Raw genomic sequence first — 23,701 nt, 5'->3', positions numbered from 1 at the left:
GCTGTCGACGACGTCCGGTGCCGGGGTCGCGGCGGGGACCGGCGGCCAGCCGGGACCGGGGCGCACACCCTCCGGGGCGTACGGGTCCGGCACGAGGTTCGCGCGCGGCCGAGCCGGGCGAGCGCGGGTGGGGTGGACCGGCGGGCCGTAGGTCTCGCGCGCGTCGGGGTCACGGTCCTCGGGGTCGCCGTCGTCCGGGGCGTAGCCGCCCTCGTGCGGGGTCGCACCGCGCGGGGTCGCACCGTGCGGCGTCGTGTCGCGCGGCGTCTTGTCGCGCGGGTCACACCGTGCGAAGTCGCGCCGCGCGGGCTCGGGGCGGGGCGGAGTCGGGGCGGGCTGCGGCGCGGTGGGTACGGCAGGCGGCGTGGCGGTCCCGGCGCCGGTCGCGACGCCACGAGCGGCGGCGCCGCGGGGCGGGTCGTCGTGGTCGGAGAGGGCGCCGGCGCGTCGTCGGGGTCGGCCTGCCCACGGTCCCGGTGCGGCGTCGGGGACGGGTCGACGCGGGCGTGCCGGCCGGTCCCCCCGGCCCGGTCCGCGACGCGACGGGCGATCTCGGCCTGGGCCAGCCGGCGCCGCCGTCGGCGGCGGGTTCCTCCGCCGCGCCGACGGGCACGGCGAGCGGCGCGGCCCCCGGTCGCAGCGGTCGCCTCCCGGTCGCGGGGAGGTCCGGTCGCCGGATCCCGGGTTGCCGGATCCCGGGTTGCCGGATCCCGGGTTGCTGGGACCCGGGGTGACCGGGCCCCGGTGACCGGGGACGCGGTCGTCGGGAGCGGTGTCACGGGCAACGCCGCCACTGGAGGACGAGGCGCTGGACGTCGAGGCCGTGGGCGTCGAGGCGCCGGGCGTCGGAGCGCCGGGCCTCGGGGCGCCGGAGGTCGGGCCGCCGGTGGGCCCGGGCGCGGCCGGAGCGGGACCGGCGGCGCGCAGAACGGCCCCCTCGGATCCGGGGGTGGCGGTCGGTTCCGGGCGGGGGTCGGCCGGGGGGCCGGACGCGGCCCGGGGCCACCACCGGGCCGGTACCCGTCGGCCGGCCGCGGGTGCGGGCCGGACGCGTACGAGCCGCGCGGCTGGGCCGGGATGGCGTTCCCGGCAGGCTCCGGTGCGAGGGCGACCCGGCGGTTACGGTGTTCGAGCGCCGGGTTCCAGGCGTCGAGACCGGCGACGGCGCCGTCCGGGTACGGGCGCGACCGAGCGGGATCCGGCCGGTCCTCGGGCGCGGGGGCGCCCTGGTCCGCGCGCGGGCCGGCGACCGTCGCGTCGGGTCCGGTGCCGGGCCGGTCGGACCCGTCGAGATCGTCCGCGGCCCGGTCGGACTGCGGACGCACCGACGGCGAGACGCCGCCGGTGGACCTGTTCACCTCTGGCTCCACGCCTGCTTGGTCGCACGGACGAGGCGGTCCTTCAGTTCACGGGTGTGCCGACGGCTGACCGGCAGCTCCGCGGTCTCCGGGCCGGAGCCGATGCGCACGACGTAGCCGGACCCGGCCAGCCGCAGCTCGGTGACCAGCGGCAGCGCCACTAGGAACGAGCGGTGGATGCGCACGAAGCCGGCGTCGCGCCAGCGGTCCTCGAGCACCGACAGCGGGATCCGGACGAGGTGGCTGCCCTCGGTGGTGTGCAGCCGGGCGTAGTCGCCCTGGGCCTCGACGTAGCGCACGGCAGACCGCGGTACCAGCTTCGTGGTGCCGGCCAGCTCGACGGGGATGACCTCGTCGTCGCCACCGCTCTCCTCGCGGACGGTCTCGACCGGTCCGCTGCGACGGGTCGACAGGATCCGGTCGAGTGCGGCGGAGAGCCGCTCGGTGCGCAGCGGCTTGAGCAGGTAGTCGATGGCACCCACGTCGTAGGCGTCGACCGCACGGTCGTCGTGCGCGGTGACGAAGACGATCGCCGGCTGCACGGCCATGTTCTGCAGCACCCGGGCCAGCTCCAGGCCATCGAGGCCGGGCATGCGGATGTCGAGGAACACCGCGTCGATGTCGGTCTGCTCGGCGACGTCCGCGCCGCCCCCCGCACCGGGACCCGCGGCCGCCCCGGCCCGGCGGCCGTTCAGGATGCGCAGTGCCTCGGTGGACTCGCCGGCCTTGAGGACCGTCGCGACGCGCGGGTCCTCGTCGAGCAGGAAGGCCATCTCCTCGAGCGCGGGCTGCTCGTCGTCCACCGCGAGAACGACCAGTCCGCGGGTGGTGTCGTTGCTGTCCACGATCTCCTCATCCTGCTTCCTCAGCCTGCGCCGGGAAGCCCATCCGCTCGATGATCGCCCGGCGCCGCGACCATGGTGACGTGCCGACGCGCGTGATGCCAGGGCACGAACCGGATCGGTGACCGTCCGGACACGGGGTGCAGCTCGGTCGTGGTACGCCCAGTCACCGGTGTCACAGCCCGTAACGGGCCCACGCCGCCCGTGTCTCGAGGGCGGAGAGCAGCTCGTGCCCGGCCCCGCGACACCGCCGGGGAGGCCGGTCCGGGCCGCGGATCCGCCCGCACCCAGGCGGGCGAGCAACGGCCTGCGCTGCTCCACCGGGCGCTGCTCGGCGTGGGGGAAGCGTTCGGTCAGGACGTCGTGGGCGCTGCTGCCGATGCCGTCCACCAGGCCCAGCGCGCGGGCCCGCTCGCCCAGCCACACCTCGCCGTCGAACAGCTCGGTGTCGGTCGCGAGCCGGTCCCCGCGCCGCTCGCGCACCCATCCGGTGAACCGCTCGTGCAGCTGTTCCTGCAGACCGGTGAGCCAGGCGACGTCCTCCGGCCGCTCGGCAGGAACGGGTCCAGCCGCGACTTCGACCCGCCCGCGGTGTGCAGCCGCCGGGTCACGCCCCACCGCTCGATCAGGCCGTCGAGCCCGAACCCGGCGCTGATCACGCCGATCGAGCCGACGACCGAGGTGGAGCAGGCGTAGATCTCGTCGGCGGCGCAGGCCAGCCAGTAGCCGCCGGACGCGGCGACGTCCTCGCAGAACGCCAGCACCGGCACGTCCTTCTCCGCCGCCAGTGCGCGGATGCGGTTCCCGATCAGCTCGGACTGGGTGGGCGAGCCGCCCGGGGAGTTGATCACCAGCGCGACGGCGGCGAGCCGCTCGGGCGCGAAGGCCCGCTCCAGCACCTTCTCCAGCGAGGAGATGCTGAGCACCTGGCGCGGCACCGGCGCGGCCTGGGCACTGATGACGCCCTGCAGCCGGACGACCGACACCACCGGGGGGCCGACCGACTCACCCAGCCTGCCGGGCAGACGCGAGGTCCCGCCGCGGGAATACGCAGGACGTCCATGCCGTCCCACCGTACGCGCGCGCACAGGGTGACGTGGTGTGACCGGATCGGCACATCTCGCCCTCGCGCGGTTCACCCGTACGGCCCAGCAAGGCGCCGGAGGGCCACCACGGACGCCCCCGGGTCAGGCCCGGATGCCCGCCCGGAACTTCGGCACCCGCAGCGTGATCTTCATTCCGGCGCCGATGTTGGTGTCGACGACGAGGCCGAAGTTGTCGCCGAAGGCCGAGCGCATGCGGTCGTCGACGTTGCCGAGGCCGACGTGCGCGCCGGAGAGATGGGCGTCGTCGAGGTCCTCGTTGAGCCGGGCCGGGTCCATGCCGACGCCGTCGTCCTCGACGACGATCACGCACTCCGAGCCGGCGTTCTCCGCGCGGATGGTGACGGTGCCGCCGTTGGGCTTGCCGGACAGCCCGTGCCGGACAGCGTTCTCCACCAGGGGCTGCAGGGCGAGGAAGGGCAGGACGACGTTCTGCACCTCCTGGTCGATCTGGAGCTTGATGTTGAGCCGGTTGCCGAAGCGGGCCTTCTCCAGCCGCACGTAGCGCTCGATGTTGTTCAGCTCGTCGAGCAGCGTCGTGTACTCGCCGGCCGAGCGGAACGAGTAGCGGGTGAAGTCGGCGAACTCGATGAGCAGCTCACGGGCCCGGGCCGGGTCGGTGCGGATGAACGAGGCGATCGTGGTCAGTGCGTTGTAGACGAAGTGCGGCGAGATCTGGGCGCGCAGGGCGCGGACCTCGGCCCGGTTGAGCCGGGCGCGGGAGTCGTCGAGCTCGGCGAGCTCCAGCTGGCTGGAGACGTAGCGCGCGACCTCGCCGGTGGCCCGCAGAACCGGGGGGCCGGCCGTCGAGGGGGTGAGCGCGGCCAGCGTGCCGATGATGTTCCCGTCGCTCTCCAGCGGGACGACGACGATCCCGCGCACCTCGCAGCCCGGCTGGTTGCACTTGATGGCGGTGTGGCTCATCAGCTCCATGCGGCCGGTCCGGACGACCGTGTCCGCGAGCGTCTGCACGTCCTGCTGGTGCTGGTCGGCGCTGCCGTCCCAGCCCAGGACCGTGCCACGCGAGTCGGTCATCGCCATCGCCGTGGTCTCCAGCAGCTGGCGCAGGTAGGGCAGCGCCTGCGACGCCGAGCGCGACGACAGCCCCTCCCGCAGCACCGGCGCGGCCAGCGCGACCGTGTGCAGCGCGGAGAACGTGGCCTTGGCCAGCGGCGACACCATCGTGTTGCGCCGGTTGCGCTGCCACAGGAAGAAGAACACCGCGACGACGGCGACGACGACCGCCACCACGAGCAGCAGCGCCATGGAGGGGGTGAGCGTGGTGGATCCGTCCACGACTGCGAGTACCCCCGTTCCCGCGCCCGCCACTAGCGCACCAACCGGGACAGGCGGCGGTCGGCGAGCGGTTTCCCCCCGGTCTGGCAGGTCGGACAGTACTGGAATGATCTCTCCGCGAACGACACCTCGCGCACGGTGTCGCCGCAGACCGGGCAGGGCAGCCCGGTGCGGGCGTGCACGCGCAGCCCGGAGCGCTTCTCCCCCTTGAGCTCGGCGGCGCCCTGGCCGACCGAGCGGGACACCGCGTCGGACAGCACGGCGTGCAGCGACTCGAACAGGGTGTCCCGGGCGGCGGCGTCGAGCCGGAACGCGGTGGCGTAGGGCGACAGGCGCGCGGTGTGCAGGATCTCGTCGGAGTAGGCGTTGCCGATGCCGGCGAGCGTCGACTGGTCGGTCAGCAGGGTCTTGAGCCTGCGGTTGTCGCCGTCGAGCAGCTCGTCGAGGCCCGGCCGGCTCAGCTCCAGTGCGTCCGGGCCCAGCTTCGCGATGCCAGGGACCTGCGCCGGGTCGCCCACCAGGTACACGGCGAGCCGCTTCTGGGTGCCCTGCTCGGTGAGGTCGAAGCCCGGCCCGCCGACCTGGTCGAGGTGCACCCGCAGCTGCAACGGGCCGCGACCCGGTCTGGGCGGGGTGACGCCCGCGGTGGTGTGCCAGCGCAGCCAGCCGGCCCGGGACAGGTGCGTGACCAGGTGCAACGGACCGGCGTCGGGCCGGTCGGCGAAGTCGAGCGACAGGAACTTCCCGAACCGCGACGCCCCGGTCACCACCCGGCCCACCAGCGCCGACACCGGCGGGTCGAACGTCTTCAGCGCGCTCATCGAGGCCAGGTCCACCCTGGCCACCGGGCGGTACACGGCGTGCTCACGCAGGTGGTGGGCCAGGGCCTCCACCTCGGGCAGTTCGGGCACCGCGACTCCTAGTTGATCGGCTGCAGCGGGCTGTCCGCGTGGCCGGGCGTCGAGCGGTTCTTCAGGCTGCGCACGACCACCTTGGTCTCCTCGCGCGCGGTGGCGAGCCCGCGCACCATGCCCGTCCACTTCTCCGGGGGCAGGTCGTAGCCGCCCTGGGTCTTCGCGGTGATCGTGAACGGCCTGCGCAGCAGCCAGCGGAACGGGAAGAAGCCCAGTCCGACGATGACGACGAGCCAGTAGAACCAGGGGAAGACCACACCGTCGGGCACCCAGACGATGAGGACCAGCCAGAAGAACGCCAGCGTGCCGAGGATCAGCACGACCGCGCCGTTGCCCGCGTCGACGTCGTGCTCGAACTCGTCACCGACCGCCGGCGTGGTCCACTCGATCCGCCGGCTCACCTGCCATTCACGGTAGTCCGCCGCGATGACCGTCTTCGTCGTCAAGGTGTCCGCTCCCCTGCCCCGGTACCACCGACGATGTTCCCACAGGGCACCGACAGATCCGAGCCCTCACGCGCCCGCCACTCCGAGGTGGTGGGTGGGGGCGGGGTGGTGGGGGTCAGCAGGCGGGCCGGACGGGCTCGCGTTCGGGGGCGCCGGGGGCGAGCAGACCGGAACGCAGGAGCTGGACGGTGACGCCACCGTCGTTGCGGACCTCCGACGGCTCGCCGTCCCCAGGAAGAACGCCTCGCCGGTCCCGAAGGTCTGGGGGTCGCGCCGGTCCGCCCGCACGACCGTGACCGTCCCGCCGCGGACCGCCGTCAGCATCGTCCCGGGGTGGCGGACCCAGCCGGTGGACTCACCGGGGAGCAGGCTCTTCCTCGCGGACGAGCATGTCCGCGGGGCCCGGGGTCGAGATCTCCACGGGCCGTTCGATCCGCCCCTGGGGATCGGTCGCACCGGTGATCGGACGCGCCGGCCACTCGCCGTTCCCCGGTACGGCCACCGCGGTGGTCGGTGGCGGTCCCGGGTCGGCGGGGACGATCTCCGCCGTCCACCCGTCGTCGGAGGGGGTGGCGGGCCCGTGGCCGAGCTGCCCCGGCTGGGCGCACCCCGCGAGCAGGGCGGCGGTCGCGACCAGCAGGGCCGGTCCGGCGAGGTGACGGGCGAGCGGCACGGGCGGTGTCCCTCCGGGCGCGATGCGTGAGTGCACCGCACGGTAGTGGCACGTCACCACGTCAGCGGCAGCCGGGTCGTCCCGTCGATGACGTTCGAGGTGGGACAGCGCACCTCTACAGAAGTGTGCACCACCCCTTCGTGTGAACCGCTCGGGTCCGCTGTGGAGTGATCACGATCCGCTCCGTGGTCAGGCGGCGGACCAGGTGGCGCAGCTCACGGCCAATTACTTTGCATTGCGCAACGCATCGGCGCATGCTTGCGCGAGTCAACTAGTTGCGTGGTACACGCACTACCGAGAGGGGTCCGCGATGAGCACCGCACAGGCTGCCGCCGCCGAACCCGCCGATGCCGACCTGGAACTCGCCGACTCGATCGTCCGGGAGCTGTTCCTGCTGGTCCGCCAGGTGAAGCGGTCCGCCGAGCGGCACCGGCCGGAGATGATCGTCGACATGGCCGGCTACCACGTGCTGACCCACCTGCACTTCGTCGGCCCGCAACGAGCCGGCGAGGTCGCCGCCACCTTCCACTCCGATCCCTCCACGATCAGCCGCCAGGTGTCGTCGTTGGTCAAGTCCGGGCTCGTCGAGCGCCGGGCCGACCCCGGCGACGGTCGCGCCTCGCTGCTCGCCGCGACCCCGGAGGGCGTCCGGGTGATCGAGACCGAGCGACGTCGTCGCGCCGAGGTCATCGCCACCGTCCTGGCCACGTGGAGCCCCGACGACCGCCAGGCCCTCACCGTCCTGCTCGGCCGTTTCCTCGACGACTACCAGACCTTCGAAGCACAGGAGTCCTGAGAATGTCCACCGCTGCCGCCAGTGCGCAGCGCCCCGCCACCACCACCGGCGACGGCGAGCTGACGCACCGGCAGATCCTGACCGTCCTGGGTGGACTGATGCTGGGCATGTTCCTGGCCGCCCTGGACCAGACGGTCGTCTCGACCGCGATCCGCACCATCGCCGACGACCTGTCGGGTCTCAACCTGCAGGCGTGGGCGACGACGGCCTTCCTCATCACCAGCACGATCACCACCCCGCTCTACGGCAAGCTCTCCGACATCTTCGGCCGCAAGCCGCTGTTCATGACCGCGATCTCGATCTTCCTGATCGGCTCGATCGCCTGCACCTTCGCCTGGTCGATGTACTCCCTGGCCGCGTTCCGCGCGCTGCAGGGTCTCGGCGCGGGCGGTCTGATGTCGCTGGCGCTGACCATCCTGGGCGACATCGTCCCGCCGCGTGAGCGGGCCGCTACCAGGGCTTCTTCCTCGCCGTGTTCGGCACGTCGAGCGTGATCGGCCCGGTCATCGGCGGCCTGCTGTCCGGTGTGGACTCGATCGCGGGGCTCGACGGGTGGCGCTGGATCTTCCTGGTCAACGTCCCCATCGGACTCGTCGCGCTGGTCGTCGTGCAGCGGGTGCTGAACATCCCGCACGTCCCGCGGCCGGCCCGGATCGACTGGCCCGGCGCCCTGGCGCTGACCCTGTGCCTGGTGCCGGTGCTGATCGTCGCCGAGCAGGGGCGCGAGTGGGGCTGGGACTCCACCTCGTCGATCGTCTGCTACGTCATCGGTGTCGTCGGCCTGCTGCTGTTCCTGCTGGCCGAACGGGCCTACGGCGACGCCGCGCTGATCCCGCTGCGCCTGTTCCGCACCGGCATCTTCTCGCTGTCCGCGGTGCTGAACCTGCTCATCGGCATGGCGATGTTCGGCGGCATCGCACTGCTGCCGCAGTTCCTGCAGATCGTGCACGGCGCGACGCCGATCGAGGCCGGGTTCATGATGCTGCCGCTGGTCGGCGGGATCATGGTCGCGTCGATCCTCTCCGGTCAGCTCACCTCGCGCACCGGTCGCTACAAGATCTTCCCGGTGATCGGCACCGCGTTCATCACGATCGCGATGGTGCTGCTGTGGCAGACCGTCACGCCGTCGATCCCGATCTGGCAGCTCGACCTGACCATGGCGCTGCTGGGCCTCGGCCTCGGACTGTGCATGCAGACCCTGGTGCTGGCCGTGCAGAACGCGATGCCCGCCCGCGACATGGGCGTCACGACCTCGTCGGTGACGTTCTTCCGACAGATGGGCGGCACGCTCGGCACCGCGATCTTCCTGTCGGTGGTGTTCTCCACCGCCGGCGACAAGATCGCCGACGCCCTCCGGTCCGCGCTCGGCACGAGCTCGTTCCGGGCCGCGCTGACCGACCCCGCCGTCGCGGCCGACCCGGCCAACGCGCAGGTCGTCGGGGCGCTCCAGTCCGGCCAGGCCGGCGGCCTGTCCAGCTCGGTGCTCGCCGACTCCTCGTTCCTGCAGCGGATCGACCCGCGGCTGGCCGCGCCGTTCCAGGAGGGCTTCACCAGCGCGATGACGCTGGCGTTCCTCATCGCGGCCTGCGTGATCGCGGTGGCCTTCGTCCTGGTGCTGTTCATCCGGGAGCTGCCGCTGCGCACCATGTCCGGTGCCCAGGCCGCCCTGGCCGAGGCCGCCGGTGAGGGTGGTGCCGCCGCGTCGGTCCCGACCGAGGCGCTGGCGACGGTCGCGCCGGCACCCGCTCCCGCCACCCGGGGCGACGGCGGCGGGCGCGGAGCGGACATCGCGCCGCCCACCACGCCGATGCCCGTCGTCGCCCGGCAGGAGCCGCAGCATCCGGTACCCCAGGCCCGGCCGCGGCCGCACAACGGCACCGTCGGTGACGCCGCCGCGGCCGCGGGCCTGGACCACCTGCACTCCACGGGTGGCGACGGTCCGGCCGTCACCGGACGGGTCCAAGGCAGCACCGGCGGGCCGGTCCCCGGGGCGGTCGTCACCGTCACCCGGCTGTCCGGCGACCAGGTCGGTCGCACCACCACCGACGGCGCCGGCCACTACCGCGTCGTCGTCGACGAGCCCGGGCGCTTCCTGGTCGTGGCGGCCTCCGCGGCGCTGCCGCCGCACGCCGCCACGGTCTCGGTCGGCACCGAACCGGTCCGCCACGACGTGCGGCTGTCGATCAGCAGCGGCATCCGCGGCACCGTGCTCGACGCCGCGGGCACCCCGCTGCCCGGAGTCACCGTCTCGCTGATCGACCACGGCGGCGACGTCGCCGCGGCCGGCCGCTCCGGGGAGGGCGGACGCTGGGCGCTCGACGGCGTCCCGGCCGGGCGCTACACGCTCACCGCGGCCGGCGAGGGCGTCGACCCGGTGGCGGTCGGCGTCGAGGTGCCGAGCTCCGGCACGGCGGTCCAGGACCTGCGGCTGCCGCAGCGCTCCCGGCTCACCGGCCGGGTCACCGCGGCGCCCGACGGGCACCCGGTGGCGCACGCGCTGGCCACGCTGATCGACGCCGAGGGCGCCGTCGTCGGGTCGCGGCTGTCCGGCCCGGACGGGAACTTCGCCTTCGAGGGCCTGCCGCGGGCAGCTACACCCTCGCGACCAGCGGCTACGCCCCGGTCGCGACGGTGGTCGCGCTCGAGCCGTGCCGGGTGACCCACTCCGACGTGGAGTTCCCGCTTCCGCTCGACGGGCACACGTCCACGAACGGCAACGGGTCCGCGTCGGGCAACGGATCGCAGAACGGGCGGCACGTCCGCGAGGGCGAGCAGGGCGTGCGGGGCGAGGCGCACCGCTGACCCACCCGTCCGTGTTCCACGTGGAACGCCCCGTCCTTCCCGTCACGGGAGGGGCGGGGCGTTCTCCGTCTCCGGCGCGACACCGGCGGCGAGACGGCTACAGCGCGATCGCCGCGCCCACCCCCGACCGCGGGTCGACCGCGGCGTGCAGTGTCCCGGGCCCGCCGCCCCCGGGGACGGCGGCTCCGGTCCCGACCGCGCACATCCGGCCCAGGGACCAGGCGCCCGCGTCGTCCACGGCGTGCCCGCGGCGGGTCAGCCCGGCGAGGGTGTCGGACCCCAGCCGGGACTCGACGACGAGGCCGTGCGGCTCCCAGCCGCGGGGCGCGAAGGACGCGGGGAACGCCGTCGAGTGCCAGGTCGGCGCGTCGATCGCGGCCTGCAGGTCCAGCCCGCCGTGCACGAGCGCGAGCAGGAACGCGAGCTGCCACTGGTCCTGCTGGTCCCCGCCGGGCGTCCCGAAGGCCAGCGTGGGCTCGCCGTCGCGCAGCGCCAGCGACGGCGACAGCGTCGTGCGCGGCATCCGCCCGGGCGCGAGCGTGCTGGCGAGCCCCTCCTCCAGCCAGAACATCTGGCCGCGGGTGCCGAGGCAGAACCCCAGCTCCGGGATCGTCGGCGACGACTGCAGCCAGCCCCCCGACGGCGTCACCGAGATCATGTTCCCGGCGGCGTCGACGACGTCGACGTGCACCGTGTCCCCGCGGGCGACGCCGTCCCGCGACACCGTCGGCTCGCCGGTGCCCGGACCCTCCGTCCCGGAGCCGCGCCCGGCGCCCGGGGTCGCCGCGTAGTCGCCGATCCGGGGGGTGCGCCCACCCGGCGAGCCGGGCCGCAGCCCGCCGTCCGACGCCGGTCCGATCAGGCCCCGCCGGGCGTCGGTGTAGTCGTCGGAGAGCAGGTCGGCGAGCAGGTCGGGGGGCGCGCCGTCGCCGTACCAGGCCTCCCGGTCGGCGAAGGCGAGCTTCGCGGCCTCGGCGGCGGCGTGCACCGTGTCGAGGGTCGCGACACCACCGGGCAGTTCGAGGTCCAGCCCGGCGAGCAGCCGCAGCTGCTGCAGCAGGACCGGCCCCTGCGACCACGGGCCGCACTTCGCGACCGACCAGCCCGACCCGGCGTCGGCGACGAGCGCGTCCTCGTAGTGCGCCGACCAGCCGGCCAGGTCGTCGGCGGTGAGCAGACCGGTGTGGTCGCGCCCGGTCTCGTCCCGGACCGGGGTCGCGGCGAACCGGCCGATCTCCTCGGCGACGAACCCGCGGTACCATGCGTCACGGGCGGCGTCGATGCGTGCCTCCCGGCTCGGGCCGACGGCCTCGTCGAGCAGCCGGCGCCAGGTCGCGGCCAGCACGGGCAGCCGCACTCGCTCGCCCACGGCGGGGACCCGGCCGTCGGGCAGCCACGTCGCCGCCGACGACGGCCAGTGCGCCCTGAAGTGGTCGGCGACCGTGCCGATGGCCGCGGGCACCCGCGGGACCAGCGGGAACCCACCCGCGGCGTAGTCCAGCGCCGGGGCGAGGACGTCCGCGAGCTCCCAGGTGCCGTGGTCGCGGAGCAGGGTCAGCCAGCCGTCCCAGGCCCCGGGGACCGTCGCCGGGAGCAGGCCGGTGCCGGGGACGATCGCGCAGCCCAGGTCGCGCACCCGCTGCGCGGTCGCGGCGGCCGGGGCGACACCCTGGGCGCACAGCACCCGCGGGACCGGGTCGGTCGCGGTGACGAACACGGCGGGCAGCTCACCACCCGGCCCGCACAGGTGCGGCTCGACCACCTGCAGCACGAAACCGCAGGCGACGGCGGCGTCGAAGGCGTTCCCGCCCCGCGCCAGCACCGTGGCCGCGGCGGCCGTGCCGAGATGGTGGGTGCTGCTGACCGCGCCGTGCGGCCCGATCCGGTCGTATCCACGAGGCGCCACCCCGGCATCCTCACACGGACGCGCTCACCCGGTGGCGTCGCGCAGCTCGCTCACCAGTGGGACCTCCAGCACCCGGTCCGAGGACATCCACTCCCGCAGCGCGTGGGTGGCCAGCACGTCGTCGGTGTTGTAGCCGAGCAGCCGCTCCCGCTGGACCGGGTCGGGCTCCCCGCCGTCGAGCGCGACGGCGGCGCGGTACCAGCGCATGGAGTTCTCCCCACCCGCCTCCGGGTCCCGCCACGAGAACCCGGCGGCGGGGGCGATCTTCTTCAGCCCCTTGCCCTGCGCGCACAGGAACCAGGTGGAGACCACGCCGTAGAGGTCCACCCAGCACGGGTCCGCGACGAACGCGCGCACCTCGGCCTCGGTCGGCACCCCGGGCATCCCGGCGAACCGCTGCGCCGAGGCGAACATCCAGCGGTTCTCGGCCTGCTCGTTGTAGCAGTACGCGGCGAACGTGCGCCCGGACGCGAGCGCGGTCGCACGCACACCGGTGAACCAGGTCCAGAACTCGCCGAACGAGCGGCCCTCGTCGCGGGTGGGCAGCGGGTCCCAGGTCGCGAACGCCCGGTAGCCGGGCTCCGGGTCGCCGTCGCGGGCACCGCCGGGCAGCGTCAGCAGCGCACCCCACAGGTAGGCGCCGGACTCGCCGAAGCTCTCCATGTCGACGTCGACCTCGACGTCGGCGCGGGTGACCGGCACCCGCGGCACCCGGCGGGCGACGGCGAGACCCCGCCGGCGCGCGCGGGCCAGCGCGACGAGGTCGGAGAACGGCGGCCCGGGCAGCGGACCGGTCAGCTCGGCGGGCGGGGCCGCCGGGTCCAGCGCGGCCAGCCCCGCGACGGTCGCGACGCCCGACTCCCGCAGCAGCCGCGCCGTCTCGCCGTGGGCGACCAGGCTGACGTCGTCGACCTCCTCCAGCTCGGCCTCGCACGTCGGCCACCAGGGGCAGCGGCGGCACTCGGTGATCCGCGACGGCGCCGCCAGCGCGGGGCCGCCGGTCGCGGCGGACCGGGCGACGGCGGCGCGGTCGGCGAACCGGGCGTCGTACTCCTCCAGCGTGGACCGGCCGCCGGGCCAGTGCCCGGCCCGCAGGTCGTGCCAGACGACCACGTCCGCGTCGAGCCCGATCACACCGCCGAGCCGCGGGGCCGACTCCGGCGGCGCCCAGCCCGCGGCCTCCAGCAGCCGGGTCAGCTGGGCCAGGGCCAGCAGGTCACGCGGCTGGGAGCGGACCTTGCGGTCCGGGTCGTGCCGGGCGCGCTGCGGCCACGGGTCGGTGACGGCGGTGGTGCGCGCCCCCTCCCCCGGATCGGTGATCCGGCGGCGCACGACGAGCAGCGGGACGTAGCCCCCGGTGGGCGCGCGCACGAGCAGCTCCGCGGTGCCGCGCCGGTCGCCGTCGACGGGCAGGACCGCGCCCCAGATCAGCGGCGCACCGGCCGCGACGAGCTCGGCCGTGCGCTCCGCGCGGGCCGCCCGCGGTCCGGTGCCTGCCCCGGTGGGCCCGGCCGCGCCGTCCGGCCAGGTGCTGGCCCAGTCCGCACCCCAGGTGCGCGCGAGCAGCTCGCCGATCCGCTCCCGGTGCGCCGCCGCGTCGGCCCGGCGCTGCTCGATCGCCGGATCCTGCAGCGCCCGCGGCCGCTCCGACGCCGACGGGTCGTGGTCCAGGTGCACCCGACGGCGGCACCCGCTCAGCGCCGCCGCGTCCAGCAGGACACGGGGCGCGGTACGGGGTCCGGTCGAAGTGCTCACGGCTCCCGAGGGTAGAGACCACCCCCGACAGGACCGGATCCGCGTGACGCGCCGTTCCCCCGGCCGGGTGGTGTCGGTCCTGCGCGGGCGGTGGGCGGGGCCCTAGGCTGCGTCGACACGGCGATCATCTGCCGAGCCGACCCGGGAGGACACGACATGGGACTGCTGCGCAGGAAGCCGAGCGCGGGCGAGCGCGCCGCGGCGGCGACCAGGGAGGCGGCGGTCGACGCGTCGGAACGGGTGCAGTCGGCCACGGTCCAGACCCTCGAGTACACCCGCGAGACCGCCGACAAGGCCGCCGAGAAGCTGCACCGGCGCGCGGTGAAGGCCCGCAAGAAGGCCGAGGCGGCGTCACGACGGGCGGAGAAGGCCGGCCGCAGGGCGGCGCGCAGCACGCGTCGCGCCGTCGGGGAGGGCACCGCCACCGCGAGCAGCCTGCTGAGCTCGGCCGACCTCAAGGCCCGCTCGGCCGACCGGAAGGTCGCCAAGGCCGCCGCGAAGGCCGACGCGAGCGCCCGCAAGGCCGAGGCCAAGGCCGCGCACGCCGCGGAGAAGGGCAGGCTCAAGAGCGAGACGCTGGCCGCGAAGCAGGCCGAGCGCGAGCGCAGGGCCCGCGAGTGGAACGCCAAGAAGGTCCAGCGCTACCTGGGCATGGCCAAGGTCCTCGCGCCGCTGCTGGCGCCGTACGCGATGGCTGCGGCCGGGTCGCTGCGCCACCGCCTCGACGACCACCGCTCCCGGCGACTCGGCGTGTCCCCGGACGAGCTGGGCGGCTATTCCGGCCCCGGTGGCCGGCTGCACGCGCGGCTGTCCCGAATCGCGCGCACCATCACCGAGCTGCGCGAGGACGGGACCGTCGACCGCGACCAGGCCGCGAAGCGGTTCGCCGACGAGACCGAGCCGCGGCTGCACGACCTCGCCGCCGCCGTCCGGGCCGCGGAGAACATGCCCGCCGCCCGCCGCAAGGCCGCCTTCCGCACGGTGTCGGCCGACCTGGACCGCCTCGAGGTCCGTCTGCTCGACCACCTGGGCGTCCGCTCCTGATCCCGCTCCTGCGGGCCCGGTCGACACCGGGCCCGCGGGTCGAGCGCGCTACGCGCGGTAGTTCTCCAGCAGCCGCAGCCACACCTCGCTGATCGTGGGGAACGCGGGCACGGCGTGCCACAGCCGGGACAGCGGCACCTCGCCGACCACGGCGATCGTCGCCGCGTGCAGCAGCTCGGCGACCCCGGGCCCGACGAAGGTGACCCCGAGCAGCACCTCGCGCTGCGGGTCGACGACGGCGATCACCCGGCCGGACCAGTCGTCCGCGGTGAGCGAGGACCCGGCGACGGCGATGTCCATGTCGACCACCCGCACGTCGAGCCCCTCGGCGCGGGCGGCCGCCGCCGTCCAGCCGACCCAGGCGACCTCGGGGTCGGTGAACACGACCTGGGGCACCGCGTGGTGGTCGGCGGTCGCCGCGTCCTCGCCCCAGGCGGCGTCGTCGAGCGGACGGCCCGCGGCGCGCGCGGCGATCGCGTGCGCGGCGATCCGGGCCTGGTACTTGCCCTGGTGGGTGAGCGGGGCCCGCCCGTTGACGTCGCCGACGGCGTAGAGCCAGTCCCCGGCGGCCAGCCCCGAGTCGTCGACGACGATCTCGCCGCGCCGCCCGAGGCCCACCCCGACCGAGTCCAGGTCCAGCCCGTCGGTCGCCGGACGGCGCCCGGTCGCGACGAGCAGCCGGTCCACCTCGACCTCGTCCCCGCCGCCGCGCAGCACCGTCGCGTCCCCGGCCCGGCGCACCTCGTCCAGGCCGGTGCCCAGCCGCAGGTCGACGCCTGCCTCCCGCAGCCCGGCCGCGACCCGTTCGGAGGCCTGCGGCTCGGCGCTCGGCAGCACCCGGTCGCCGTGGTTGAACAGCGTGACCCGGGCACCCAGGCGGGCGTGGGCCAGCGCCATCTCGCAGCCGACGACACCGCCGCCGAGCACCCCGAGCCGGCGCGGGACCTCCTTCACCGAGGTCGCCTCGCGCGAGCCCCAGTACTCGACCGTGTCCAGCCCCGCGACGTTCGGGACGACCGGCACGCTGCCGGTCGCGACGACGACGGCGTGGCGCGCGGTCACCTCGGTCTCGGTGCCGTCGGCCGCGGTCACGACGACGCGCCTGGTCCCGGCCAGCCGCCCCGGCCACGCAGCACGGTGACCCCGGCACCCTCGGCCCACTGCACCTGGCCGGCGTCGTCCCAGTCGGAGGTGAAGCTCGTGCGGCGTTCGAGGACCTTCGCCGGGTCGAACTCGGCCCGCACCCCGGGCAGCCGCCGGGCGTCGGCGACGGCCTGCGGGGTGCGCAGCAGTGCCTTCGACGGGATGCAGGCCCAGTACGAGCACTCCCCGCCGACCAGCTCGGCCTCCACCAGCGCCGCGGACAGGCCGGCGTCCACCGCGTAGCCAGCGGCGTTCTCACCGACCGGGCCCGCTCCGATCACGACGACGCCGTAGCTGTGCTCGCTCATGGGGCCGACCCTTCCGCACTCACCCCAGGGCCGCGACCGCGTCACCCAGCTCGGTGTCGCCGCCGCGCAGCTCCAGGGTGAGCCCCGCCGTCCACGGTGCGGCGAGCAGCGCGGCGACGGCCGCGGCGGAGTCGTCGCGGGTCACCTCGCCGTACTCGACCGGCGGCGGGGCGAGGGTGACCCGCCCGGTGCCCGGGTCGTTCGTGAGCTTCCCGGGGCGCAGGATCGTCGCGTCGAGGCGCCCGTCGCCGCGGATCGCGTCCTCGGCGGCCTTCTTCGCCCGGATGTAGGCGGCCCAGACCTCGCCGCGCCGGGGTCGGGCTCGGTGTCCACCCCGGACGAGGAGATCAGCAGATAGCGGCGGACGCCCGCCCCGGCGGCCGCGTCGGCGAGCAGGGTGGCCCCGTCGCGGTCCACGGTCTCCTTGCGCTCGACACCGCTGTTCGGCCCGGCCCCCGCCGCGAAGACGACGGCGTCGGCGCCGGTCAGGTGCCCCGCGAGGTCCACGGCGGAGACCTTCTCCAGGTCCGCCACGACCGGGCTCGCCCCGGTGGCCGCCACCTCGTCGGTGTGGTCGGGGTTGCGCACGATCGAGCGCACGGTGTGCCCCTGCCCGGCGAGCAGGGTGGACAGTCGCAGCGCGATCTGTCCGTGTCCTCCGGCGATGACCACGTCCATGCGGCCACGCTAGGCCGGACGGGCGCTCACCGCTTGGTCGGCTTGAGCGTCCAGACGATCGTCATGGCACCGGTCTGCACACCCTGGCGTCGGTGATGGTGACGTCGACGGTGAACTCCGGGCGGGTCCCGGCGTCGAGCTCGGCGAGCACCTCACCGGCCGGGCGGGTCAGCACGGCCTCGGCCGCAGGTCGCCCTTGGCGAGCTTGAGGTAGCGGATCTCCGAGCGCACGACCAGCGGTACGGCGCGGTCCCCGGCCGAGGCGAACGCGGCCAGGCCGACCGCGCCGGAGGCGGTCTCGCCCAGTCCGAACATCACCGCGGCGTGCGGCCCGCCGACGTGGTTGTGCTGGTCGGAGCGGTCGGGGAGGAACGCCTCGACCCGGTCGGTGGTGATCGCCCCGAAGGTGATCCCGGCGGTGGTCACCCACGGCACCGCCTGCGTCATCGCACCGGCGACCCAGCTCGCGTCATCAGCCATGAGCCGACCCTACTCGCCGGTAACCTCCAGGGAAAGCGACGCCCGTTTCCTCACGGTTCTCGCTGTGCGAGAACGAACCCCCTTGTCCGTCGTGCACAACGGGGTTGAGATCGATGTGACAGCAGGCACACCTAGTCCCACCACCACGATGCGCAACGCCGCGCGTCCGAGGCTCGGAGGTACCGCCAGTGAAGGCCGTGCGGGTGCACGCGTACAAGCAGGATCCCCAGATCGACGAGATCGAGGAACCGACGATCCAGGGTCCGCTCGACGTCATCGTCAAGATCGGCGGTGCCGGCGTGTGCCGCACCGACCTCCACATCATCGACGGGGACTGGGCCGACATCCAGAACCCCGACCTGCCCTACGTGATCGGCCACGAGAACGCGGGCTGGGTGCACGCGGTAGGCGACGGCGTCACCAACGTGAAGGTCGGCGACACCGTCATCCTGCACCCGCAGCCGTCGTGCGGCCTGTGCACCATGTGCCGCTACGGGCGCGACATGCAGTGCACCGGGGACGCGTTCTTCCCCGGCCTGTCCAACAACGATGGCGGCATGGCCGAGTACCTGCGCACCACCGCGCGGTCCTGCGTGAAGCTGAACCCGGACACCAACCCGGCCGACGTCGCCGCGCTCGCCGACGCGGGCATCACCGCCTACCACGCGGTCCGCAAGGCGGTGCCGTTCCTCTACCCGGGCACCACCGCGGTCGTGCAGGGCGCGGGCGGGCTGGGCCACATCGGCATCCAGGCCCTCGCCGCGCTGACCGCCACCAAGATCATCGTCGTGGACCGGAACCCGGACGCGCTGGAGCTGGCGAAGCAGATCGGCGCCGAGGAGACGGTCGTCGCCGACGGCAACCAGGTCGAGGCCGTCCAGGAGCTCACCGGCGGCGGCGCCACGGTGGTCTTCGACTTCGTCGCCGAGCAGGGCGCGGAGAACGACGCCTGGGCGATGACCGGCCCGGCCGGCTACAACTTCGTCCTCGGCTACGGCGGCACCCTGTCCGCCCCCACGCTGGACTTCGTCGCCGGCGAGAAGAACGTCATCGGCAACATCGTCGGCACCTACAACGACCTGGCCGAGCTCATGGTCCTGGCCCAGGCCGGGAAGGTCACCCTGCACACCGTCCAGTACAAGCTCGAGCAGGCACTGGAGGCGCTGCACGACCTGGACGCGGGCAAGGTCCGCGGCCGGGCGATCCTCGTTCCCTGACCTGGTCAGTCATACGTACGTACAAGACGAACGTTCTTTCCCTGACCCACCACCGATCAGCAGAGCTGCTGACGCAGGAGGAACCACATGTACGAGAAGGACGGCGAGAAGTACTTCATCGTCGACTCCCACAGCCACTTCTGGGACGCCTCCCGGGAGAACTGGGTCGAGGGTCGCGAGCAGTACGCCAAGGGCTGGATCGACTGCTTCTACGGCTACCACCAGCTCGGCCCGCCCGAGACCCACTGGGACTGGGAGCACTACCTCAAGGTCTCGCAGGACGACTTCGAGCGCGACGTCTTCATCGAGGGCCACGTCGACCACTCGATCTTCCAGTCGACGTACCTCAAGGAGTGGTACAAGAACGGCTTCAACACCGCCGACCAGAACGCGGCGCTGCTGGAGAAGTGGGGCGACCGGATCATCGTCAACGGGCGTTTCGACCCGCGTGACGGCGACGAGGGCATGAAGGAGTTCGAGGCGGACTGCGCGAAGTACCGGCACAAGGGCGTGAAGCTCTACACCGCGGAGTGGAACGGCAGCTCCCGCGGCTACAAGCTCACCGACCCGGAGTGCTATCGCTTCCTGGAGCGGGCCCAGGAGCTGGGCATCAAGAACATCCACGTCCACAAGGGCCCGACGATCTGGCCGCTGGACAAGGACGCGTTCGACGTCGCCGACGTCGACCACGCGGCCACCGACTTCCAGGGCCTGAACTTCATCGTCGAGCACGTCGGCCTGCCGCGCATCGAGGACTTCTGCTTCATGGCGGTGCAGGAGCCCAACGTCTACGCCGGCCTGTCGGTCGTCGTCGGCGGCCTGATGCACGCCCGTCCGAAGTTCTTCGCCAAGGTGATGGGCGAGCTGCTGTTCTGGGTCGGCGAGGACAAGATGACCTTCGGCAGCGACTACAACATCTGGACGCCGAAGTGGCAGGTCGAGGGCCTGGTCGACTGGCAGATGCCCGACGACGACCAGTTCGCCGACTACCCGCGCCTCACCACCGCGTCGAAGAAGAAGATCCTCGGCCTCAACGCGGCGAAGCTCTACGACATCGAGGTCCCGGCCGACTGCCGGCTGCCCGACACCACCGCCGACGAGCCCATGGCACCGGGCGAGGAGCTCGTCGACAACACGGCGGGGGCGCAGGCGTGACCCCGCGGCCTGCTGAGAGCCCGCTCCGGCAGGCCGTGTGGTCCGCGCTGGGGACGGTGCTCGACCCGGAGCTGGACGAGCCGATCACCGAGCTCGACTTCGTCGAGTCGTGGACCGTCTCGCCCGCCGGTGAGGTCACCGTCGGGCTCCGGCTGCCGACGTTCTTCTGCGCTCCGAACTTCTCGTTCCTGATGGTCGCCGACGCCTACGACGCGGTGACCGCGGTACCGGGAGTGACGAGGGCGGAGGTGACGCTGGCCGACCACCACGCCTCCGACGAGATCAACGGTGGGGTCGCGGCGCACGCCGGGTTCGTCAAGTCCTTCGAGGGCTCGATCAACGGGGAGGCCGCGGCCGAGCTGGACGAGCTGCGGCACACGTTCCTGGCCAAGGCCGCGCTGGCCGGCCAGGACCGGGTGGCCCGCCCGCTCGTCGACGCCGGCCGGGGTCCCGACGAGCTGGCCGGGCTGACGCTCGGCGAGCTGGCCGGGACCGAGGCCGACACGAGGAGCTGACCCGGATGCGGACCCGCCGGCGGACGATCGGCCTGCCCGCCGGCGACGACGCACCGCTGCTGATCCACTCCGACGGCACCGCCGTGACCGTCGAGCAGGTCCCGCTGCACCTGCGCCGCGCGCGGTTGCAGCGGGTCGGGATCGAGACCAACGGGGAGTACTGCAAGGGCCTGCTGAAGATCCGCTACGAGACCGGCCGGACGGCGGCGACCGCCGTCCGCTGACCACCGCACGCGACCTCCGGGCCGCGCCCCTCCCCGAGGGACGCGGCCCGGACGTGCGCACGCCCCCGGGTCCGCGCACTGAGCCGCAGTTCGCGCGCTGATCCGCAGTCCGCGCGCGTCACGGCACGCGCGGGGAACGGATCAGCGCGCGAACCGTGGATCATCCCGCGGGCGGGCCGGCGTCCAGGACGCGGACGGTGTCGGTGAGGCGGTAGCCCGCGCCGTGCGTGAACGGGGCCAGGGCGTCGAGCAGGGCCGCGCGGACGGCGGCGGGGCCGGCGGGGCGCGCCGCGGGGCGCCCCGGACCGGACGCGAGCACGCCGGCGACGAGGTCGTCGGCGTCGTCGTGCACCACCGGGACCCGCACGACGGCGATCTCCCGGACCGCCAGCCCGGCGAGGCCGGCCAGCCGTTCCAGCCGGGCGGGGTCGGTCAGCGGGGGCGCGCCGACGCCGCTGCGGTCCGGTCCGGGGTTGTTCTGCGGCGGCGGGGGCGCGGCCCCGGTGAGCGGGGCGAGCGCCGCCCCGATGACCGCGGCGTCGCACTCGTCGGGGGTGCCCCAGACCGTGGCCCGCACCGCACCGCCCGGCACGCACACCCGGCCCGCCTCGCGCAGCGCGAGCACCGGGTTCGTGAGGTGCTCCAGCACCTGCACCAGCGCGACCAGGTCGAACGCGTCCTCGGCGAAGGGCAGCTCGTGGGCGTCGGCGACCCGCAGCATCGCCCCGGGAACGGCCCGTTCCGCGGCGGCGAGCGCGCGGGGTTCGGTGTCGACGCCGGTGACGGCCAGCCCGGCCGCCGTCGCATCGGCGAGCAGCCGTCCGGCCCCGCAGCCGACGTCGAGCAGCCGCGAGCCCGGCGCCGTTCCCGCCAGGACGCGGTCGGACAGCGGGGACGCGGCAGCGGTGCTCACCCCACGGACGCTAGCCCCGCGGGCGCCCCGGTGGGGATGTCCCCGCGGCTCGACGCTCCGATCGGACGGGCTTCGATCGGACGCGCTTCGGTGGCAGGGTCTCCACGACCGCGACCGCCTCGGCGACCCAGCCGGCGAGTTCCGGGCCGTCGAGGTCGTCGACGTCGGGCTCGCCGGTCACCCACAGCCAGCCGGCCATCTCGCGACCGCCCATCACCATGCGTGCGGTCCGCGGGCGCTCCAGCAGCGCCGCGGAGCGGTCCGCGGCCACCCGTACGAGCAGGCCGCCGCGCCCGCTCGCGGCCACGGTCAGGTGCCCGTCGAGCAGGAAGGGTTCAGGACTGCTCCATGTTTTGTTGGCCGCTGTTGGTCATTCCTTGCTAGGCTGTTGCTTGTGAGTGAGGACTGGTGGAGTGCGGGGACGACGGCCCGGTATTTGGGTGTGTCGACTCGTACTCTGCGGCGCTACACCGAGCGGGGGACGCTTCCGGATAATCGGTCTCCGGGTGGTCGTCGGGTGTTTCTGCGCCAGCACGTCGAAACACTTGCCGTTGATCGGAATCGTCGCGCGGCTGTCAGTGGTGTTGTGGCTTATGCTCGGGTGTCGTCGCGGCGTCAACAGGCTGAGGGAGATCTGGATCGGCAGGCTGTTCGACTCCGAGCTGCGGCGTCTGAGCATGGTGATCTGGTAGAGGTCTTCACTGATGTCGCGTCGGGGTTGTCTGACCGACGGCCGGGACTTAAGCGTGCCTTGACTGCGTGTCGGGAACGAGGGTCGGCACGTTGCTGGTGACACATCCGGACCGGTTGTCCCGATTTGGTACCGGATTGTTCGAGCACGTGTTGGCGGGTCAGGGAACTCGTGTGGTCTATATCGGCGAGGACGAGGTTAGCGGCGGTTCCGCGGAGGCGGAGTTGGTACGAGACATGATCGCGATCGTCGCGTCGTTCGCTGGCGTCTGTACGGGCAGCGGTCAGCCAAGGCCCGTCGTCTGGCTGCGGTAGTCACGGCCGAGACCGGCGTGGGGCGGGACGGCCTGTGAGTTCTCGGGGCTCGGGGCCAGGTCTGCGGCCGCTGGAACCACCGGTCATGGTCGCCGCGCCGACCGGGATGGCGGACGACCACCCCCATCCGGGTCTCCTCTGCCGAGCACGAGGTGCTTGATCAGGTCGCGTGTTTGATCGGGTCCCTGAGGCGTCGAGACTTGGCCGCGCGGTCCGGGCGGCGGGGGTGTCGCCGGAGAAAAGTGTCCTCGCCCCGGCGTAAACGAGATATCACCAGTCAGTCATCGTCGCGGTGGGCTGGTTCAATTGTGCGGCACAATGATGCCGGGTATCGACTGGAGCGTCGTAACCAGCTTGCCCGGCGTGAGTCGCTACAGGCAGGCGATCGCGGTGATCGAGACTCGCTTGGCCGTTCCCGTCCCGCATGTCGATCCTCGGACCAAGAATAAAATCGCGGTCCGGATGTCTGTGCCTGGGCGACGTAAGACTGTTACTGGCTACGCCGACCAGCGGGAACGGCCACGAAGCAACGCCGATTGCAGCATCTACGCGCTGAGCTCGCCCAGACGAGCCGGGATATCGCCACTGGCCGGGTGGCTATTGTTGAAGGCGGCAAACGTTTGGCTCGGAACCGGGGAAACCTCGAGGCTTCTTTCAGGCTCCGTCAGGTAAGTGCGTAGAAGATGAGTCCGATGACTGCCGAGATCGTCGTTTTAAAATGTGGCGTAGGGTCGACGGTAGTCTGTGTGGAGAACTTTCCCCACGACTTGATATGGGCGATGACTCGCTCGATGGTGGCGCGTGTGCGGTTGAGGCTCTTGTTGAATGGTTTTCTGCCAGTCGAGAAGTTCCCGGCCGGGTTGTTTTTTGTGAACGGGGTGAGCATGCCGCGCCCGGATGTAGCCTTTATCGCCGATCGGTGGGTATGTGGCGAGGTGGTCGAGGGCGCCGGATTGGTCGGGCAATGTAGGTCGTGTCGGGAGCCTGGGGTCGGGTCGGAGATCCACGACAGCTGCCCTTCCAGGGTGGCTGCGACCTGGACGACGACGCCGGTGGTGCGATGCTTTGCCCGACCACAGACCTGGTATTGGCGGTCCATGACCAGCAGGGCAGTAGGGTTCCGTCGAT

21 protein-coding genes and 3 pseudogenes are annotated in these 23,701 nt (G+C 73.5%); 10 read left to right on the top strand and 14 right to left on the bottom strand.

Annotated features, from left to right (window positions below):
• Positions 1-1,354: 1,354 nt before the first annotated feature.
• From KPL57_RS54165 to KPL57_RS54140, 6 genes are all read right to left on the bottom strand, one after another.
• The gene (locus KPL57_RS54165) at positions 1,355-2,203 is read right to left on the bottom strand and encodes a LytTR family DNA-binding domain-containing protein (protein WP_020627059.1); all 849 of its coding nucleotides are present in this window, start codon (positions 2,201-2,203) and stop codon (positions 1,355-1,357) included.
• A 350-nt stretch (positions 2,204-2,553) separates the two neighbouring features.
• Complete coding sequence (locus tag KPL57_RS54160; protein ID WP_374203921.1) at positions 2,554-3,189, bottom strand: S49 family peptidase; 636 nt, start codon at positions 3,187-3,189, stop codon at positions 2,554-2,556.
• 198 nt (positions 3,190-3,387) lie between these two features.
• Positions 3,388-4,599, bottom strand: a complete 1,212-nt coding sequence (locus KPL57_RS54155) for a sensor histidine kinase (RefSeq protein WP_226358149.1) — start codon at positions 4,597-4,599, stop codon at positions 3,388-3,390.
• Positions 4,600-4,631: 32 nt separating this feature from the next.
• Positions 4,632-5,510, bottom strand: coding sequence for a DNA-formamidopyrimidine glycosylase family protein (locus KPL57_RS54150; RefSeq protein ID WP_226358148.1), 879 nt, complete (start codon positions 5,508-5,510; stop codon positions 4,632-4,634).
• A gap of 8 nt (positions 5,511-5,518) precedes the next feature.
• Positions 5,519-5,959, bottom strand: a complete 441-nt coding sequence (locus tag KPL57_RS54145; protein WP_020627063.1) for a hypothetical protein — start codon at positions 5,957-5,959, stop codon at positions 5,519-5,521.
• A 355-nt stretch (positions 5,960-6,314) separates the two neighbouring features.
• Positions 6,315-6,632, bottom strand: coding sequence for a hypothetical protein (locus tag KPL57_RS54140; RefSeq protein ID WP_226358147.1), 318 nt, complete (start codon positions 6,630-6,632; stop codon positions 6,315-6,317).
• Positions 6,633-6,942: 310 nt separating this feature from the next.
• On the opposite strand from KPL57_RS54140, the gene KPL57_RS54135 reads away from it, so the two are divergent.
• The 4 genes and pseudogenes from KPL57_RS54135 to KPL57_RS68170 all read left to right on the top strand — a co-directional run bounded on the left by KPL57_RS54135 (position 6,943) and on the right by KPL57_RS68170 (position 10,230).
• Positions 6,943-7,428, top strand: coding sequence for a MarR family winged helix-turn-helix transcriptional regulator (locus KPL57_RS54135; RefSeq protein WP_226358146.1), 486 nt, complete (start codon positions 6,943-6,945; stop codon positions 7,426-7,428).
• Between the two features lie 2 nt (positions 7,429-7,430).
• Positions 7,431-8,665 (top strand): annotated as a pseudogene (locus tag KPL57_RS73065) (MDR family MFS transporter); the annotation flags it as partial.
• The gene (locus tag KPL57_RS70975; protein WP_374203922.1) at positions 8,651-10,087 is read left to right on the top strand and encodes a carboxypeptidase regulatory-like domain-containing protein; all 1,437 of its coding nucleotides are present in this window, start codon (positions 8,651-8,653) and stop codon (positions 10,085-10,087) included. The pseudogene KPL57_RS73065 and the gene KPL57_RS70975, both read left to right, overlap by 15 nt.
• An 11-nt stretch (positions 10,088-10,098) precedes the next feature.
• The gene (locus KPL57_RS68170) at positions 10,099-10,230 is read left to right on the top strand and encodes a hypothetical protein (protein WP_264199762.1); all 132 of its coding nucleotides are present in this window, start codon (positions 10,099-10,101) and stop codon (positions 10,228-10,230) included.
• A gap of 97 nt (positions 10,231-10,327) precedes the next feature.
• Here KPL57_RS68170 and KPL57_RS54120 read toward each other — a convergent pair whose 3' ends face one another.
• Together KPL57_RS54120 and KPL57_RS54115 are read right to left on the bottom strand one after the other, a co-directional pair.
• Positions 10,328-12,136 (bottom strand): gamma-glutamyltransferase family protein, encoded by a 1,809-nt coding sequence (locus KPL57_RS54120; RefSeq protein WP_226358145.1) that lies wholly within the window; start codon positions 12,134-12,136, stop codon positions 10,328-10,330.
• Between the two features lie 24 nt (positions 12,137-12,160).
• A complete protein-coding gene (locus KPL57_RS54115; protein ID WP_226358144.1) occupies positions 12,161-13,891 on the bottom strand; it encodes a TM0106 family RecB-like putative nuclease in 1,731 nt (576 codons plus the stop codon).
• A 156-nt stretch (positions 13,892-14,047) separates the two neighbouring features.
• Here KPL57_RS54115 and KPL57_RS54110 point away from each other — a divergent pair, with 156 nt between their 5' ends.
• Positions 14,048-14,935 (top strand): DUF6474 family protein, encoded by an 888-nt coding sequence (locus tag KPL57_RS54110; RefSeq protein ID WP_226358143.1) that lies wholly within the window; start codon positions 14,048-14,050, stop codon positions 14,933-14,935.
• A 48-nt stretch (positions 14,936-14,983) separates the two neighbouring features.
• Here KPL57_RS54110 and KPL57_RS54105 read toward each other — a convergent pair.
• The 3 genes and pseudogenes from KPL57_RS54105 to KPL57_RS54095 all read right to left on the bottom strand — a co-directional run bounded on the left by KPL57_RS54105 (position 14,984) and on the right by KPL57_RS54095 (position 17,544).
• A pseudogene (locus KPL57_RS54105) lies at positions 14,984-16,386 on the bottom strand (NAD(P)/FAD-dependent oxidoreductase).
• A gap of 19 nt (positions 16,387-16,405) precedes the next feature.
• Positions 16,406-17,064 (bottom strand): annotated as a pseudogene (locus tag KPL57_RS54100) (NAD(P)H-binding protein).
• A gap of 168 nt (positions 17,065-17,232) precedes the next feature.
• On the bottom strand, positions 17,233-17,544 hold the full coding sequence (locus KPL57_RS54095) for a DUF4442 domain-containing protein (RefSeq protein ID WP_226358142.1): 312 nt from the start codon (positions 17,542-17,544) through the stop codon (positions 17,233-17,235).
• A 188-nt stretch (positions 17,545-17,732) separates the two neighbouring features.
• Here KPL57_RS54095 and KPL57_RS54090 point away from each other — a divergent pair, with 188 nt between their 5' ends.
• From KPL57_RS54090 to KPL57_RS70970, 4 genes are all read left to right on the top strand, one after another.
• On the top strand, positions 17,733-18,761 hold the full coding sequence (locus tag KPL57_RS54090; protein ID WP_226358141.1) for an NAD(P)-dependent alcohol dehydrogenase: 1,029 nt from the start codon (positions 17,733-17,735) through the stop codon (positions 18,759-18,761).
• An 87-nt stretch (positions 18,762-18,848) separates the two neighbouring features.
• Positions 18,849-19,916, top strand: a complete 1,068-nt coding sequence (locus KPL57_RS54085; RefSeq protein WP_020625500.1) for an amidohydrolase family protein — start codon at positions 18,849-18,851, stop codon at positions 19,914-19,916.
• Positions 19,917-19,951: 35 nt separating this feature from the next.
• Positions 19,952-20,431 (top strand): iron-sulfur cluster assembly protein, encoded by a 480-nt coding sequence (locus KPL57_RS54080; protein WP_308253146.1) that lies wholly within the window; start codon positions 19,952-19,954, stop codon positions 20,429-20,431.
• Between the two features lie 5 nt (positions 20,432-20,436).
• Positions 20,437-20,655 carry a hypothetical protein gene (locus KPL57_RS70970; protein ID WP_308253145.1) on the top strand — a complete coding sequence of 73 codons (219 nt, stop codon included), beginning with the start codon at positions 20,437-20,439 and terminating at the stop codon, positions 20,653-20,655.
• A gap of 160 nt (positions 20,656-20,815) precedes the next feature.
• Here the strand turns inward: KPL57_RS70970 and KPL57_RS54075 are convergent, their stop codons facing one another.
• Both KPL57_RS54075 and KPL57_RS54070 read right to left on the bottom strand, forming a co-directional pair.
• Positions 20,816-21,568, bottom strand: coding sequence for a class I SAM-dependent methyltransferase (locus KPL57_RS54075; RefSeq protein WP_226358140.1), 753 nt, complete (start codon positions 21,566-21,568; stop codon positions 20,816-20,818).
• A gap of 10 nt (positions 21,569-21,578) precedes the next feature.
• Positions 21,579-21,875, bottom strand: a complete 297-nt coding sequence (locus KPL57_RS54070; protein WP_226358139.1) for a hypothetical protein — start codon at positions 21,873-21,875, stop codon at positions 21,579-21,581.
• A 6-nt stretch (positions 21,876-21,881) separates the two neighbouring features.
• Here KPL57_RS54070 and KPL57_RS73060 point away from each other — a divergent pair, with 6 nt between their 5' ends.
• Positions 21,882-22,361: a recombinase family protein gene (locus KPL57_RS73060; protein ID WP_226358138.1), complete on the top strand. Its 480-nt coding sequence runs from the start codon at positions 21,882-21,884 to the stop codon at positions 22,359-22,361.
• Positions 22,362-23,237: 876 nt separating this feature from the next.
• Here KPL57_RS73060 and KPL57_RS54060 read toward each other — a convergent pair.
• Positions 23,238-23,701: transposase family protein (locus KPL57_RS54060; protein ID WP_308253144.1), on the bottom strand; the 464-nt coding region annotated here is incomplete at its 5' end.

This window comes from Pseudonocardia sp. ICBG601, from assembly GCF_020496245.1.
The sequence above is the reverse complement of the archived record's forward strand: the minus strand, read 5'-3'. Positions and strand labels throughout refer to the sequence as shown.